Below are 13,621 nucleotides of genomic sequence, written 5' to 3'. Positions count from 1 at the left end.
CCCAGCTACTACGCCGACGCCACGCGGGCGCGCGAGCTGCTGGGCTGGCAGGCCACGCGCAGCCTCGAGCAGATGTGCGCCGACGCCTGGCGCTGGCAGAGCGGCAACCCGGACGGCTACGCCAGCGCGGGGGCTTGACGCAGCGCGTGGGGCCGGCTCAGGGGCCCTCCTACAATCGCGCCCCATGGCCAACCCGCTGACCGATCTCGTCCTGCCTGCCGCGGCCGCCCGCTTTGTGCTGCTGGCCAACCATGTGCTCACGGCGGCGCCCGTCGCCACCGACCGCCTCAAGGTCCGCCAAGGCCGCACGCTGCGCGTGGAGGTCGATGGCTGGCGCATCCCGCTGCCGCCGCCGCCGCCGATGACGCTGCGCATCACCCCGGCCGGCCTGCTCGAGGCCGTGGCCGCGGACGAGCCTGGCGCCGACCAACCCGACCTGCGCCTGCGCGTGGATGCGTCGCAGCCGCTGAGTGCAGCGCGCAGCCTGGCCAGCGGCCAGGTGCCCGAGGTGCATGTGGAGGGCGACGCGGCACTGGCCGCCGACATCACCTGGATCCTGGCCAACGTGCGCTGGGACATCGCGGCCGATCTGGAGCGCGTGGTCGGCGGCCCCTTGGGCGACACCGTCGCGCGGGCCGGCGAGCAGGTGCTGGCCGCCGCCCGGGGCCTGGTGCAGGGTGTCGCCGGCGCGGTGCGCAAACCCTGATGCGCAAGCTGCTGCGGCTCTCCCGCATCATCCTGACCTTCTGGCGCCTGGGCGTCGTCGAGCTGGCACTGCAGACCCTGACCCGCCGGCCCGCCGGCTGGGCGCTGGCGCTGGTGCGGCCGGCGGCCGAGGTCGCCGCCCAGCCCCGCGGCGTGCGCCTGCGCCTGGCGCTGGAGGCGCTGGGCCCGATCTTCATCAAGTTCGGCCAGGTGCTCTCCACCCGGCCCGACCTGGTGCCGCCCGACATCGCTACCGAACTGGCCCACCTGCAGGACCGCGTGCCGCCCTTCCCGGCGGCGCAGTCGCAGGCGCTGATCGAGCAGGCGCTGGGCCGTCCGGTGGCGGAGCTGTTCGCGCAGTTCGAGCCCGAGCCGGTGGCCAGCGCCTCGATCGCCCAGGTGCACTTCGCCAGCCTGCCCGACGGCCGAGAAGTGGCGGTCAAGGTGCTGCGCCCGGGCATGCTGGCGGTGATCGAGGACGACCTGGCGCTGCTGCATGTGCTGGCGGGCTGGGTCGAGCGGCTGTCGGTGGATGGCCGCCGCCTGCGCCCGCGCGATGTGGTGGCCGAGTTCGACACCTACCTGCACGACGAGCTTGACCTGGTGCGCGAGGCGGCCAACGCCGCCCAGCTGCGCCGCAACATGGCCGACCTGCCGCTGATCATCGTGCCCGAGATGCACTGGGACCTGTGCACCGCCAGCGTGATCGTGATGGAGCGGATGAAGGGCATCCCGATCAGCCAGGTCGACCGCCTGCGCGAGGCGGGCGTGGACATCAAGAAGCTGGCGCGCGACGGCGTGACCATCTTCTTCACCCAGGTCTTCCGCGACGGCTTCTTCCATGCCGACATGCACCCGGGCAACATCCAGGTCAGCGTCGACCCGGCCACCTTCGGCCGCTACATCGCGCTGGATTTCGGGATCATCGGCACGCTCACCGAGGTCGACAAGAACTACCTGGCGCAGAACTTCATCGCCTTCTTCCGCCGCGACTACAAGCGAGTGGCCGAACTGCACGTGGAGAGCGGCTGGGTGCCGGCCAGCACCCGCGTCGAGCAGCTGGAAGCGGCGGTGCGCGCCACCTGCGAGCCGCAGTTCGACCGCCCGCTGAAAGACATTTCGCTGGGCCAGGTGCTGCTGCGCCTGTTCCAGACCTCGCGCCGCTTCAATGTCGAGATCCAGCCCCAGCTGGTGCTGCTGCAGAAGACCCTGCTCAATGTCGAAGGCCTGGGCCGCGAACTGGACCCCGACCTCGACCTGTGGGACACCGCCAAGCCTTTCCTGGAGCGCTGGATGGACGAGCAGGTGGGCTGGCGCGCGCTGGTGCGCCGCCTGAAGGACGAGGCGCCGCAGTACGCCCGCCTGCTGCCCGACCTGCCGCGCCTGGTGCACCACGCGCTGGAGCGCCCGCCGCGCGACGACCGCGACCTGCTGCGCGCGCTGCTGCGTGAGCAGCGCCGCACCAACCGCCTGGTGACCATGCTGCTGGTGGCCGCCGGCGGCTTCCTGCTGGGCATGGTGGTGGCCCGGCTGGTCACCCAGGTCTTCGGCCACGGCGGGCTCTGAGCGTCCGCCCTTGCACGTCCGCGCCCGAGGGCGGGCCCCCGGGCGCGGCGGCAGGCCAGGCGGTGAGCGCCGTTGCCAGACGCTCGCCCGCCAGGCCCGCGGGGAGCTTCACTCGAAGCTGATCGGGCCGATGTTCAGGCCGTTCGCGTAGTTGCCATTGCCGTCGGTGGCCGCGGTGAACTGCATGTTGCTGCCCAGCACCTGCACGTGGGCCGAGGCCGTGCCACCCGCCAGCGCGGCGCTGGCGCTGGCATAGCCGCAGGGCGTGGTCAGGGCGAAGCTGCTGATCGGCACGGTGTAGTTCTGCACGCCCGGAGCCGTCACCGCGACCGAGCTGGTCAGAACGGCGGCGCAGCCGCTGATCGACGGGCCCACCAGCAGCAGCGCCAGGTTCGGGTGGTGGTTCATCAGCTCATCGTTGCCCCACACGGCGATCCGCATGTTCGTGTAGCCGCCCACCTTGACCGTGCCATTGGCCGGCGCATTGACGTAGGCGCCGAAGCCCCAGGGCTTCTGGTTCACGTTGATGCCGTAGCCGAAGTAGAAGCTCGGCGTCGCGTCGCCCGGGGCCACGCCATTCCACCAGTACTGGCTCGGCACCGTGGTGTCGATGTAGTTGCCGGCGGTGCCGCCTTGCGTGGAGGTCCAGGTCACCGGGTCGACCTGCGAATAGTTGGCGGCGTAGACCAGCGGCGCCTGAGGACCGCTGCCCTTCTTGGTGGTGTAGACCAGGTCGTCGAAGTAGGTGGTGGTGTCCGCAGCCGGCGGCGCGGTGACCGAGAACTGCGGGAACAGGCTGATCTTGTTGTAGGTCTTGGCCGGGTTGTAGGCGGGCGTGCCGGGCGCCGGCTGGCCCAGGTCGAAGGTCAGCGTTTCCCAGGCGCCACCGACCGTGGTCGTGGCATCGGTCTCGACCGAGGTGGTCGGGTCCAGCGAGTTCTCGACCTTCAGGCGGATCGTCTGGCCGGCTGCCGCGGCATAGACGCGCACGGTGATGATCTTGCTCTTGTCCAGCCCGATCGGCTTGACCGACTTGTCGGTGGCGTTGGTGTACACCGTGGCGCCTGCCCAGGGCTGGCCGGACGGGCCCTTGACGAACTTGGCCACGTTGTTCGGGCGGTTCGCCTTGACCGGGTCCTTGACCATGCCGGCCGACACCAGACCTTCAAACGGGTCGTACAGGGTGCTGGCACTGAAGCTCAGGCAGGTCATGCCCCGGGCGCAGGTCGCTTCGGTGGCGGCCACGGCGGAGGTGACGAAGCCCGTGCCCAGGCACAGGGCCACGGAGAGGGCCAGCGTTGACAGAGGGAAGGTCTTGAGAGAGGCGGTCATGGTCGGAAGCTCCTTGCGGACGGGTGAGGGAGTGGGGTCGTTGCCATCGCGGCGGTGTCGCGTCTGAAATCGCTTTCAGATGGGCTCAGTCTTGTGGTGGGCAGGATGGCAAGGGTCCTGCCGGGCTGGCTTGCGTGTCGTGGAAGGTCGGCGCCTCAGTCGGTGGCGCGCAGGTGCGGCCTGGGCAGGCGGGGCGGGTGGGCCTGGGGCCGCTTGTGGCGGATCAGGCCGGTGTTGAGGAAGGTCATCGGGCCGATGTTCAGGCCGTTCGCGTAGTTGCCATTGCCGTCGGCGGGCGTGCTGTACTGGACGTTGTCGCCGAGCACCTGGATGTGGATCTCGGCCACGCCGCCGATCAGGGCCGCCGTCGGCGTGGTGAAGGCGCAGGGCGTCTGCAGCACCAGGCTGGACATCGGCACGGTGTAGGCGCGCGGCCCGGTGCCGGTGACCTGGAAGCTGCCCTGCAGCACCGCGGCGCAGCCATTGATCGTCTTGCCGACCATCAGCACCGTCAGCGTGGGCAGGGTGCGCATCAACTCGTCGTTGCCCCAGACCTCGATCTTGAAGCTGCCGTACTGCGCCACGCGCGCCGCGCCATTGGTGGGCGCCTTCACGGCGGCGGCAAAGCCCCAGGGCTTGCTGGCCACATTGATGCCATACCCGAAGTAGTAGTTGGCCGGCGTGGTGTCCGATCCCGGGGCCGAGCCGCCCCACCAGTACTGGGTGGTGACGCTGCTGTCGATGTAGGTGATCGCGTCGCCGCCTTCGGCCGAGATCCAGGCATTGCCGGACGCTGAATAGCTGCTGGCGAACTTGCCGCCGACCAGGTCGATCAGGTCGACACCGCAGCTGTCACCACCGCCACCACCGGTGTCGGCGGCGTACTTCAGTTCGTCGAAGTAGGTGGTGGTGTTCGCGGCCGGCGGGGCGCTGACCGAGAACTGCGGGAACAGGCTGACCTTGTTGTAGGCCTTGCAGGGGTCGTAGGTGCCCGCCACCGGTGCCGAGAAGTCGAAGGTCAGCGTCTCCCAGACGCCTGCCTGGGTGGTCAGGGCTTCGGCCTCGAGCGAGGTGAGCGAGTCGGCCGCATTCTCGATCTTCATGCGGATGGTCTGGCCGGCCGCCTCGGCATAGACCCGCAGCGTGACCAGCTTGCTGGTCGACAGCCCCACCGCAGCCACCGAGTTGTCGGTGGCCGCGGTGTAGACGGTGGCACCGGCCCAGGGCTGGCCGCTCGGGCCCTTGACGAACTTGGCCACCTTGTTCAGCGCATTGACCGGATCGGCCGATTGCTCTGCCGTGACCAGTCCCTCGAAGGGCAGGTAGCCGACGTTGGCACCGGCGAAATCCAGGCAGGGCGCACTGGTGCAGGTGCCGGTGTCGCCCGAGGTCACGCGGGTGTCGAAGCTCTGGCTGGCGCTGGCGGCCGCGGTGTTGGCGTTGCCGCTGAGGTCGCTGAAGCGGCCGGCGGCCACGCTGACGCTCATCACGCCGCTGGCGTTGGTGGGGGGTGTCACGGCCAGCCGCGCGGTGGTGGCGTCAACACGTTGCAGCGTGCCCGCGGTGCCGCCGGTCACGGTGATGTCGCCCGCCGTGAAGCTGCTGCCCACGTCCTCGCTGAAGGTGAAGGTGAAGGTGACCACGCCGCTGGCCGGGTCGGTCAGGACGTTGTCGGTGATCAGCAGCGTCGGCGGCGTCACATCGGCCGTGGTGAGGTAGTCCTGGTGGGCGGAGGCACCCACGGTGTTGGCGTGGCCCGCCAGGTCGATCACCGAGCCCGGTGCCACGCTGACCGACAGCCTGCCGGTGCCATTGGCCGGCGGCAGCATGCGCAGCGTGGCCACGCTGCCGCTGACACGGGTGAAGGCGCCGACGCTGCCGCCCGAGGTGCTGATGTCCGCCGCCGTGAAGGACGAGCCGATGTCCTTGCTGAAGTGGAAGGTGAAGGTGACCGGCCCATCGGCCACGTCTGCGGCCACGTCGTCGGTGATCGACACGGTGGGCGGCAGGTCGGTGTCGTAGTCCTGGCTGTGCGTGATGCTGGTCGTGTTCAGGTTGTTCGCGGCATCGAAGAACTTGCCCGCCCCGATCGTGATGACGATCGAGCCGACGGTGTCGGGCAGGGGCGTCACCACCAGGGTGGCCGAGCTGTTGCTGGTCACCGTGAACGCGCCCTTGGTGCCGCCGGTGAGGCTGACGCCCGCGGTGTTGAACGAGGTTCCCACCGGCTCGCTGAAGGCGAAGGTGAAGGTCACGTCGCCAGAGGCCTTCACGCCGTCGGCCACATCGTCGGTGATCGTCAGCGTGGGGGGCGTGGTGTCGGTGGAGGTGCCGCCACCGGTGGGCTCGGACACGGTGACCGGCGGCGGGGTGGCGCTGCCGCCGCCGCAAGCGGCCAGCACCAGGCAGGCGGCCAGCAGGCTGGCAGCCAGGGAGAATCGGTTCGCAAAGGCGTTCATGCGGGTCGGGCCTTTCGGTCAGCCGTGGCCGCCTCCGTGAGGCGGCCGCTGGGGCGTCGGGTCGGGATCTGGGCCGTCGGATCGGGAAGGGATGAAATCGTTGAAAGCGCTTTCAGACAAGCTTAGGGTCGAGCGTTGGCCTTGACAAGGCGCCGGCCTTGTCGCTTTCCCTAGGGTCTGCGGCCAAACCGCCCGATCAACGGGTTTGTCCTAGCGCGGGTCTCCCCGGGTGTCCCGGGTGACGGCGGGGCGCAGGGGTCGCGCCGGCATCGACGCCGCACCGCAACCGGGCCGCCGCTGCCGCGATAATCGCCCCCGGCCGCGTTGGGGCGGCCGCTTCCTGCCAGACCCTCAAGTTCGCGCCATGAACACCACGCTGATCGTCTTCGTCGTGCTCTACCTGCTGGGCACGCTCGGCCTGGGCCTGTGGGCCGGCACGCGCATCAAGAACACCAGCGACTTCGCGATTGCCGGCCGCAGCCTGCCGCTGATCATGGTGATCACCACCACCTTCGCCACCTGGTTCGGCGCCGAGACGGTGATGGGCATCCCGGCACGCTTCGTCCAGGGCGGCCTGGGCGCCATCGTGGAAGACCCGTTCGGCGCCGGCACCTGCCTGATCCTGGTGGGCGCCTTCTTTGCGGCCAAGCTGTACCGGCTGAACCTGCTGACCATCGGCGACTTCTACCGCGAGCGCTACGGCAAGGGCGTCGAGGTCTTCTGCTCGCTGGCCATCATCCTGAGTTACCTGGGCTGGGTGGCGGCGCAGATCACCGCGCTGGGCCTGGTCTTCTCGGTGCTGACCGACGGTGCGATGAGCGAGACCGCCGGCATGATCGTCGGCACGCTGGCGGTGCTGATCTATGTGGTGGTCGGCGGCTTCCTGGCGGTGGCCTGGACCGACTTCATCCAGATGATCGTGCTGGTGGTGGGCCTGTCGGTGATCGCCATCTTCTCGGCCGACCTGGCCGGCGGCGCCGACAAGGTGCTGGCCGTGGCCACCGACAAGGACCTGTGGAAGTTCTTCCCCGAACCCAGCTTCACCGAGATCGCGATGTTCCTGGGCGCCGCGCTGACCATGATGCTGGGCAGCATCCCGCAGCAGGACGTGTTCCAGCGCGTGATGTCGGCCAAGGATGCGCAGACCGCGCGCCGCGGCGCGATGATCGGCGGCTTCGCCTACATCCTGTTCGCCTTCGTGCCCATGTTCATCGTGATGAGCGCGGTGGTGGTGCTGGGCCAGCAGGCCCTGGACCTGGCCGAGAACGACTACCAGCGTCTGCTGCCCACCTTCGTGCTGGGCCAGATGCCGCTGATCATGCAGATCCTGTTCTTCGGCGCGCTGCTGTCGGCCATCAAGAGCACCAGCTCGGCCACGCTGCTGGCACCCTCCACCAGCTTCGTCGAGAACATCGTCAAGAACCTGCGCGGCCCGATGAAGGACCGCGAACAGCTGCTGGCGATGCGCTGGACCATCGTCATCTTCGCCGCGCTGGTGCTGGCCTATGCGATCGCGATGAAGGGCACGCCGATCTACGACCTCGTCTCGGCCGCCTACCAGGTGACGCTGGTCGGCGCCTTCGTGCCGCTGGTGATGGGCCTGTACTGGCAGCGCGCCACCACCCAGGGCGCGATCTTCTCGCTGGGCGCCGGCGTCGGTGTGTGGATCGTCTTCTTCCCGCAGGTCAGCGACTTCGGCCAGGCCTTCCCGGGCCAGCTGGCCGGCCTGATCGCCGCCTTCGTGGGCATGATCGCCGGCTCGCTGGCGCCGCAGTGGCTGAAGAACCGCCACGTGCACAAACAGCACGTCGAAGGCCTGCCCGACGCGCCGGGGGCTTGAAGCCGGGCGCCATCGTCCCCACCTTCGCCCTCTCGGGCGACCTCCCCGCCGGCCTAGGCAACCAGCGACGGGGCGGTCAATTTATAATCAACGGTTTTGTGTGAGGGACAGGTCATGCCGATCTACGCCTATCGCTGCGGCGCGTGCGGCCACACCAAGGACGTGCTGCAGAAGATGTCCGATGCCCCGCTGACGGTCTGCCCCGCCTGCGGTGCCGAGCAGTTTTCCAAGCAACTGACCGCCGCCGGCTTCCAGCTCAAGGGCTCGGGCTGGTACGCCACCGACTTCAAGGGCGGTGGCGCCGCCGCTGCATCCACCGCCGCTGCCGCGCCGGCCGCCGCTCCTGCGGCTGACAGCAGCGCGCCTGCCGCACCGTCGGGCGGCACGCCCTGCGGCGGCTCCTGCGCCTGCCATTGACCCGGGACACCCCCTGACGTGAAAAAGTACCTGCTCGCCGGCCTGCTGACCTGGCTGCCCCTGGCCATCACCGTCTGGGTGCTGCTGTGGGTGCTGGGCATGATGGACGGCATGTTCGCCGGCGTGCTGTCGGTGGCGCAGGTGCTGCTGCCGCACAGCGCCTACGACTTCCTTGACGCGCTGCGCCGGATCAAGGGCCTGGGCGTGGTGGTGATGGTCGTGCTGCTGGTGCTGACCGGCGTGTTCGTCACCAACATCTTCGGCCAGTGGTGGGTGCGGCAATGGGATGCGCTGCTCAACCGCATCCCCATCGTCAAGTCGATCTACAGCTCGGTCAAGCAGGTCTCGGACACGCTGTTCTCCAGCAACGGCAACGCCTTTCGCGAGGCGGTGCTGATCGAGTACCCGCGTGCCGGCGCCTGGACGATCGCCTTCGTCACCGGCACGCCCGGTGGCGACGTGGCCGACCAGTTGCCGGGCGAGCACGTGGGCGTCTACGTGCCCACCACGCCCAACCCCACCTCGGGCTTCTTCCTGATGCTGCCGCGCACCGCGCTGCGGCCGCTGCAGATGAGCGTGGACGAGGCGCTCAAGTACATCATCTCGATGGGCGTGGTCGCGCCCCCGGCCGAGGCCCCGCAGCCCCGGCCGGAGGAGGCTGACCCCAACCGGGCGGGCTGAATGCCTGGCCCGGCATTCAGTCCTGAGGGCTGACCGCTCCACCCCCGAGGCACGACAACACCTCTGCGGCGCCCGCGCGGCACCGCCACCTCACCAGTTTCCGTACGGAGAAGCATCCCATGCGTACCACCTACTGTGGCCTGGTCAGCGAAGCGCTGATGGACCAGACCGTGACCCTGATGGGCTGGGCCCATCGCCGCCGTGACCATGGCGGCGTGATCTTCATCGACCTGCGCGACCGCGAAGGCCTGGTGCAGATCGTCTGCGACCCCGACCGCCCCGAGATGTTCAAGACCGCCGAGGGCGTGCGCGGCGAGTTCTGCCTGAAGGTCGTCGGCAAGGTCCGGGCCCGCCCGGCCGGCACCGAGAACGCCAACCTCGTTTCCGGCAAGGTCGAGGTGCTGTGCCATGAGCTGGAAGTGCTCAACGCCAGCGTCACGCCGCCGTTCCAGCTCGACGACGACAACCTCAGCGAGACCGTGCGCCTGACGCACCGCGTGCTGGACCTGCGCCGCCCGGCGATGCAGAAGAACCTGATGCTGCGCTACCGCGTGGCGATGGAAGTGCGCAAGTTCCTCGACGCCAACGGCTTCGTCGACATCGAGACCCCGATGCTGACCAAGTCCACGCCCGAGGGCGCGCGCGACTACCTGGTGCCCAGCCGCGTGCACGACGGCCAGTTCTTCGCGCTGCCGCAGAGCCCGCAGCTGTTCAAGCAGCTGCTGATGGTGGCCGGCTTCGACCGCTACTACCAGATCACCAAGTGCTTCCGCGACGAGGACCTGCGCGCCGACCGCCAGCCCGAGTTCACGCAGATCGATATCGAGACCTCCTTCCTCACCGAGGAAGAGATCCGCGCGATGTTCGAGGGCATGATCCGCACGGTGTTCAAGAACGCCATTGGCGTGGACCTGCCGGTCTACCCGGTGATGAGCTACGCCGACGCGATGTTCAAGTACGGCTCGGACAAGCCCGACCTGCGCGTCAAGCTGCAGTTCACCGAGCTGACCGAGGTGATGAAGGACGTCGACTTCAAGGTCTTCTCCACCCCCGCCACCACCCCGGGTGGTCGCGTGGTGGCGCTGCGCGTGCCTGGCGGCGGCGAGATGAGCCGCGGCGAGATCGACGGCTACACCGAGTTCGTCAAGATCTACGGCGCCAAGGGCCTGGCCTGGGTCAAGGTCAATGATGTGGCCAAGGGCCGCGAGGGCCTGCAGTCGCCGATCGTCAAGAACCTGCACGATGCCGCGATCGCCGAGATCCTGGCGCGCACCGGCGCCTGCAATGGCGACCTGATCTTCTTCGGCGCCGACAAGGCCAAGGTGGTCAACGACGCGATCGGCGCGCTGCGCATCAAGATCGGCCACTCCGAGTTCGGCAAGTCGCATGGCCTGTTCGACGACGTCTGGGCGCCGCTGTGGGTGGTCGACTTCCCGATGTTCGAGCACGACGAGGAGGAGGACCGCTGGAACGCGGTGCACCACCCGTTCACCAGCCCCAAGGACGGCCACGAGAACCTGATGGACACCGACCCCGGTGCCTGCATCGCCAAGGCCTACGACATGGTGCTCAACGGCTGGGAACTGGGCGGCGGCTCGATCCGTATCCACCGCGCCGAGGTGCAGTCCAAGGTCTTCGATGCGCTGAAGATCACGCCCGAGGACGCCAAGGTCAAGTTCGGCTTCCTGCTGGATGCGCTGCAGTACGGTGCGCCGCCGCACGGCGGCCTGGCCTTCGGCCTGGACCGTCTGGTCACGCTGATGACCAAGGCCGAGTCGATCCGCGACGTCATCGCCTTCCCGAAGACCCAGCGCGCCCAGTGCCTGCTGACCGGCGCGCCCAGCCTGGTCGACGAGAAGCAGCTGCGCGAACTGCACATCCGCCTGCGCAACCCGCAAGCGGCCGCCTGAGCGCACGGAGCGCGCTGAGCGCCATTCAGGGGCCCTGCGGGGCCCCTGTCCATTTCTGCCGTATGCTGGGTACCCATGGCAGTATCTGAGCACATCGCACGGGCCGGCCGCTGGGTGGCGGCCAGCCGCCCCGGCTTCCTCAGCGTCACGCTGGTGGCCACCACCACCGGCATCGCCCAGGCCCAGGCCTGCGGCTGCGGCTGGGACCCGCTGGGTGCGGTGGCCACCGTGCTGCTGGCGCTGCTCACCCATGCGGCGGTCAACCTGTGGAATGACTATGGCGACGCGGTGGGCGGCTCGGACGCCGTCAACACCGGTCGCATCGGCCCCTTCACCGGCGGCTCGCGCTTCATCCAGGACGGTGTGTTCAGCGCGGCGCAGGTCCGGACGGCGGCGATCAACCTGGCCATCGTCGTCATCGGCGGCGGGCTGCTGCTGACCGCGCGCGCCGGCCCTGGTCTGCTGCTGTTGGGGCTGGCGGGCGCGCTGCTGGGCTGGGCCTACTCCAGCCCGCGCGTGGCGCTGATGTCGCGCGGCCTGGGCGAGTTGTCGGTGGCCGCCGGCTGGTGGCTGATCGTGGTGGGCGCCGACTACGTGCAGCGCCACGCCTTCAGCGCCATCGCCATGGTCAGCGGCCTCAGCCTGGCGCTGCTGGTGATGAACGTGCTGTGGGTGGCGCAGTACCCGGATGCCGCCGCGGACGCCACGGTGGGCAAACGCACCCTGGTCGTGCGCTGGGGGCCGCGGCCGGCGGCCTGGGCGCACCTGGGCAGCGTGCTGCTGGCCCACGGCTGGCTGCTGGCGGGGTGGTGGGCCGACGTGCTGCCGATGACCGCGTGGTGGGCGCTGGGCTCGCTGGCGCTGTCGCTGCCCAGCGCGGTGCTGGTGATCGCCCGGGCCGACCGACCCGCCGTGCTGAAGCCGGCCATCGTGCTGGCGATTGCCGCGGCAGTGAGCCACGGCGCGCTGTTGACCGCCGCGTTCGTGGCGATCGCGCGCCTGCGCTGAGCAGCCGCAGCGCAGCCGAGGCCGTCAGTCGAAGCGGTAGGACGCGACCACGAACGCGCGCGGCCGGCGGTCCGCGGTGTCGGCCGTCGGCGCGCCGCCGCGCACCCGCTGCGACAGCGTGGCCTCCACGCTGGCGTGCTGGTGCAGCCAGCGCAGACCCAGTCCGGCACCGGCCAGCGAACGGCGCGCCTGGCTGTCGACCGACCAGGGCTGCTGGTTGGTGCGCATGCGCCCGCCATCGGCCAGCGCGAACATCGTGACCGCGCCCAGGTCCCAGCGCAGCTCCATCTGACCCAGCCAGCCGGCATCGCCACTCGCTTCGCCCAGCGGGTAGGCGCGCACGCCCAGGAAGCCGCCCAGGCCGAGCTTTTCGGAGGCGTCGAGGTTCTTGGCCGCCGCCTGGGCCGAGAACCGGCCGTACAGGCTGAAGGGCCCGCCCAGGCGCTGGATGCGGGCGATGTCGAGGTTCCACTTCTGGAAGTCGCCCGCACTGCGGGCCGTGACGGCATCGGTCACGGTCGAGGCGGCGTCCAGCGACAGGCTGCCTAGCGTCAGGCTGGTCGAGCCGTAGGTGACGCCGCCGCCCAGCCAGTCGTCGCGGTGGTCGAACTGCAGCCCCAGCAGGGCCAGGCGGCTGCGCTTGTCGCGCTGCAGGCTGCCGCCACCGAAGTCGTCATGCAGGCGCTTCTCCTGCAGGCCCAGCGACACGCTCAGGTTGCTGCGCTGGGTCCGCTGGACCGCCTGGCTCAGCCGCAGGCCCAGCACATCGGCGCGCCCCTGGGCGTCCAGGGCCGAGAAGCCGCCGCTCAGCTGGTAGCTGGTGCGCGCCAGCGACAGGCCGCCACGCAGGCCCCGTCCATCGAGCGGGCTCTCGTACTCGGCCGAGCCCAGCCACATGCGCTTGTCGGTGGCCAGCGCGGTCAGTGCCACGCGGTCGCCGAAACGCCACGGGCTGTTGATCGACACCCCTGCGCGGGCGCGGTACTCGCCCGTGGCGCGGCTGCCGGCGTTGTCCAGGCCGACCTCGCCGCTCCAGTGGTTGCGGCGTGCCACCTCCACCACCAGGTCGCCTTCACCGCGGCCCTGGCCCGGGCGCAGCGTGGGCTGGACCCGGAAGCCCGGCTGGTCGTTGAGCAGCAGCATCGCGCGTTCCAGCGCGGCGGTGTGGATGGCATCACCCGGCGCGAGGTGGGCGTCCAGGAAGGGCTGCGCGCCCGGCACCAGTGGATCGTCGCCCACGGGTGTGATCCGGCCGTACACGCCCTCGATGACCTGCAGCCTCAGCTCACCACTGGCCAGGCTTTGCGGCGGCAGCACGGTCTGGGTGAAGGGGTAGCCGCGATCGCGGTAGAGCTGGGTCACCGCCTGCGCCAGGGCCTGCAGCCCGGCCAGATCGAACAGGCGGTCTTCCAGGGGCCCCAACGCCGCCAGCAGGCTGGGCGCGTCAATCAGCGTGTTGCCGCTGACCGTGATCGATCGCAGCGCGGTGCGCAGGCCGCTGCCGCTGGGGGCGGCCACCGCCGGGGCAGATGCCGGTGCAGGCAGCACCGGGTCGCTGAGCTGCGGCTGAGGGGGCACGGGCTGCTGCAACTGCATGCCGGCGCCGGTCTGCGCCAGAGCGGCGGGAACCAGCAGGGCCGAGGCGAGCGCCAGCGCCAGGCGGGTGGGAACGGGAGCGAGGGTCATCGTGGGAAATTGGATCG

10 protein-coding genes are annotated in these 13,621 nt (G+C 69.9%); 7 read left to right on the top strand and 3 right to left on the bottom strand.

Going from position 1 to position 13,621, the window contains the following annotated elements; translation table 11 throughout:
* Positions 1-184 precede the first annotated feature (184 nt).
* A complete protein-coding gene (locus KAK03_RS14800; RefSeq protein ID WP_210854719.1) occupies positions 185-706 on the top strand; it encodes a hypothetical protein in 522 nt (173 codons plus the stop codon).
* 8 nt (positions 707-714) lie between these two features.
* The gene (gene ubiB, locus KAK03_RS14795; RefSeq protein ID WP_375140984.1) at positions 715-2,271 is read left to right on the top strand and encodes a ubiquinone biosynthesis regulatory protein kinase UbiB; all 1,557 of its coding nucleotides are present in this window, start codon (positions 715-717) and stop codon (positions 2,269-2,271) included.
* 108 nt (positions 2,272-2,379) lie between these two features.
* Here ubiB and KAK03_RS14790 read toward each other — a convergent pair whose 3' ends face one another.
* Both KAK03_RS14790 and KAK03_RS14785 read right to left on the bottom strand, forming a co-directional pair.
* Positions 2,380-3,603, bottom strand: a complete 1,224-nt coding sequence (locus tag KAK03_RS14790; protein WP_210854717.1) for a hypothetical protein — start codon at positions 3,601-3,603, stop codon at positions 2,380-2,382.
* A 155-nt stretch (positions 3,604-3,758) separates the two neighbouring features.
* A complete protein-coding gene (locus KAK03_RS14785; protein WP_210854716.1) occupies positions 3,759-6,062 on the bottom strand; it encodes an Ig-like domain-containing protein in 2,304 nt (767 codons plus the stop codon).
* Between the two features lie 364 nt (positions 6,063-6,426).
* Between KAK03_RS14785 and KAK03_RS14780 the strand changes: the two genes are divergently transcribed.
* From KAK03_RS14780 to KAK03_RS14760, 5 genes are all read left to right on the top strand, one after another.
* A complete protein-coding gene (locus KAK03_RS14780) occupies positions 6,427-7,902 on the top strand; it encodes a high affinity choline transporter 1 (protein WP_210854715.1) in 1,476 nt (491 codons plus the stop codon).
* Positions 7,903-8,016: 114 nt separating this feature from the next.
* Positions 8,017-8,319, top strand: coding sequence for an FmdB family zinc ribbon protein (locus KAK03_RS14775; RefSeq protein WP_210854714.1), 303 nt, complete (start codon positions 8,017-8,019; stop codon positions 8,317-8,319).
* Positions 8,320-8,337: 18 nt separating this feature from the next.
* Positions 8,338-9,000, top strand: a complete 663-nt coding sequence (locus KAK03_RS14770; protein ID WP_210854713.1) for a DUF502 domain-containing protein — start codon at positions 8,338-8,340, stop codon at positions 8,998-9,000.
* A gap of 119 nt (positions 9,001-9,119) precedes the next feature.
* Positions 9,120-10,910, top strand: a complete 1,791-nt coding sequence (gene aspS, locus KAK03_RS14765; protein ID WP_210854712.1) for an aspartate--tRNA ligase — start codon at positions 9,120-9,122, stop codon at positions 10,908-10,910.
* Between the two features lie 75 nt (positions 10,911-10,985).
* Positions 10,986-11,918 (top strand): prenyltransferase, encoded by a 933-nt coding sequence (locus KAK03_RS14760; protein WP_210854711.1) that lies wholly within the window; start codon positions 10,986-10,988, stop codon positions 11,916-11,918.
* A gap of 24 nt (positions 11,919-11,942) precedes the next feature.
* On the opposite strand, the gene KAK03_RS14755 is transcribed toward KAK03_RS14760, so the two are convergent.
* Entirely contained in the window at positions 11,943-13,604 is a 1,662-nt protein-coding gene (locus KAK03_RS14755) for a ShlB/FhaC/HecB family hemolysin secretion/activation protein (protein WP_210854710.1), read from the bottom strand.
* Positions 13,605-13,621 lie beyond the last annotated feature (17 nt).

The sequence above is a fragment of the Ideonella alba genome, from assembly GCF_018069845.1.
Classification (GTDB): Bacteria; Pseudomonadota; Gammaproteobacteria; order Burkholderiales; family Burkholderiaceae_C; genus Ideonella; species Ideonella alba.
The sequence above is the reverse complement of the archived record's forward strand: the minus strand, read 5'-3'. Positions and strand labels throughout refer to the sequence as shown.

Bases quoted from the DNA above. Each gene is read 5' to 3' on its own strand.
- KAK03_RS14800 (WP_210854719.1), top strand. From the start codon at position 185: ATGGCCAACCCGCTGACCGATCTCGTCCTGCCTGCCGCGGCCGCCCGC.
- KAK03_RS14790 (WP_210854717.1), bottom strand. From the start codon at position 3,603: ATGACCGCCTCTCTCAAGACCTTCCCTCTGTCAACGCTGGCCCTCTCC.
- KAK03_RS14785 (WP_210854716.1), bottom strand. From the start codon at position 6,062: ATGAACGCCTTTGCGAACCGATTCTCCCTGGCTGCCAGCCTGCTGGCC.
- KAK03_RS14780 (WP_210854715.1), top strand. From the start codon at position 6,427: ATGAACACCACGCTGATCGTCTTCGTCGTGCTCTACCTGCTGGGCACG.
- KAK03_RS14775 (WP_210854714.1), top strand. From the start codon at position 8,017: ATGCCGATCTACGCCTATCGCTGCGGCGCGTGCGGCCACACCAAGGAC.
- aspS (WP_210854712.1), top strand. From the start codon at position 9,120: ATGCGTACCACCTACTGTGGCCTGGTCAGCGAAGCGCTGATGGACCAG.
- KAK03_RS14760 (WP_210854711.1), top strand. From the start codon at position 10,986: ATGGCAGTATCTGAGCACATCGCACGGGCCGGCCGCTGGGTGGCGGCC.
- KAK03_RS14755 (WP_210854710.1), bottom strand. From the start codon at position 13,604: ATGACCCTCGCTCCCGTTCCCACCCGCCTGGCGCTGGCGCTCGCCTCG.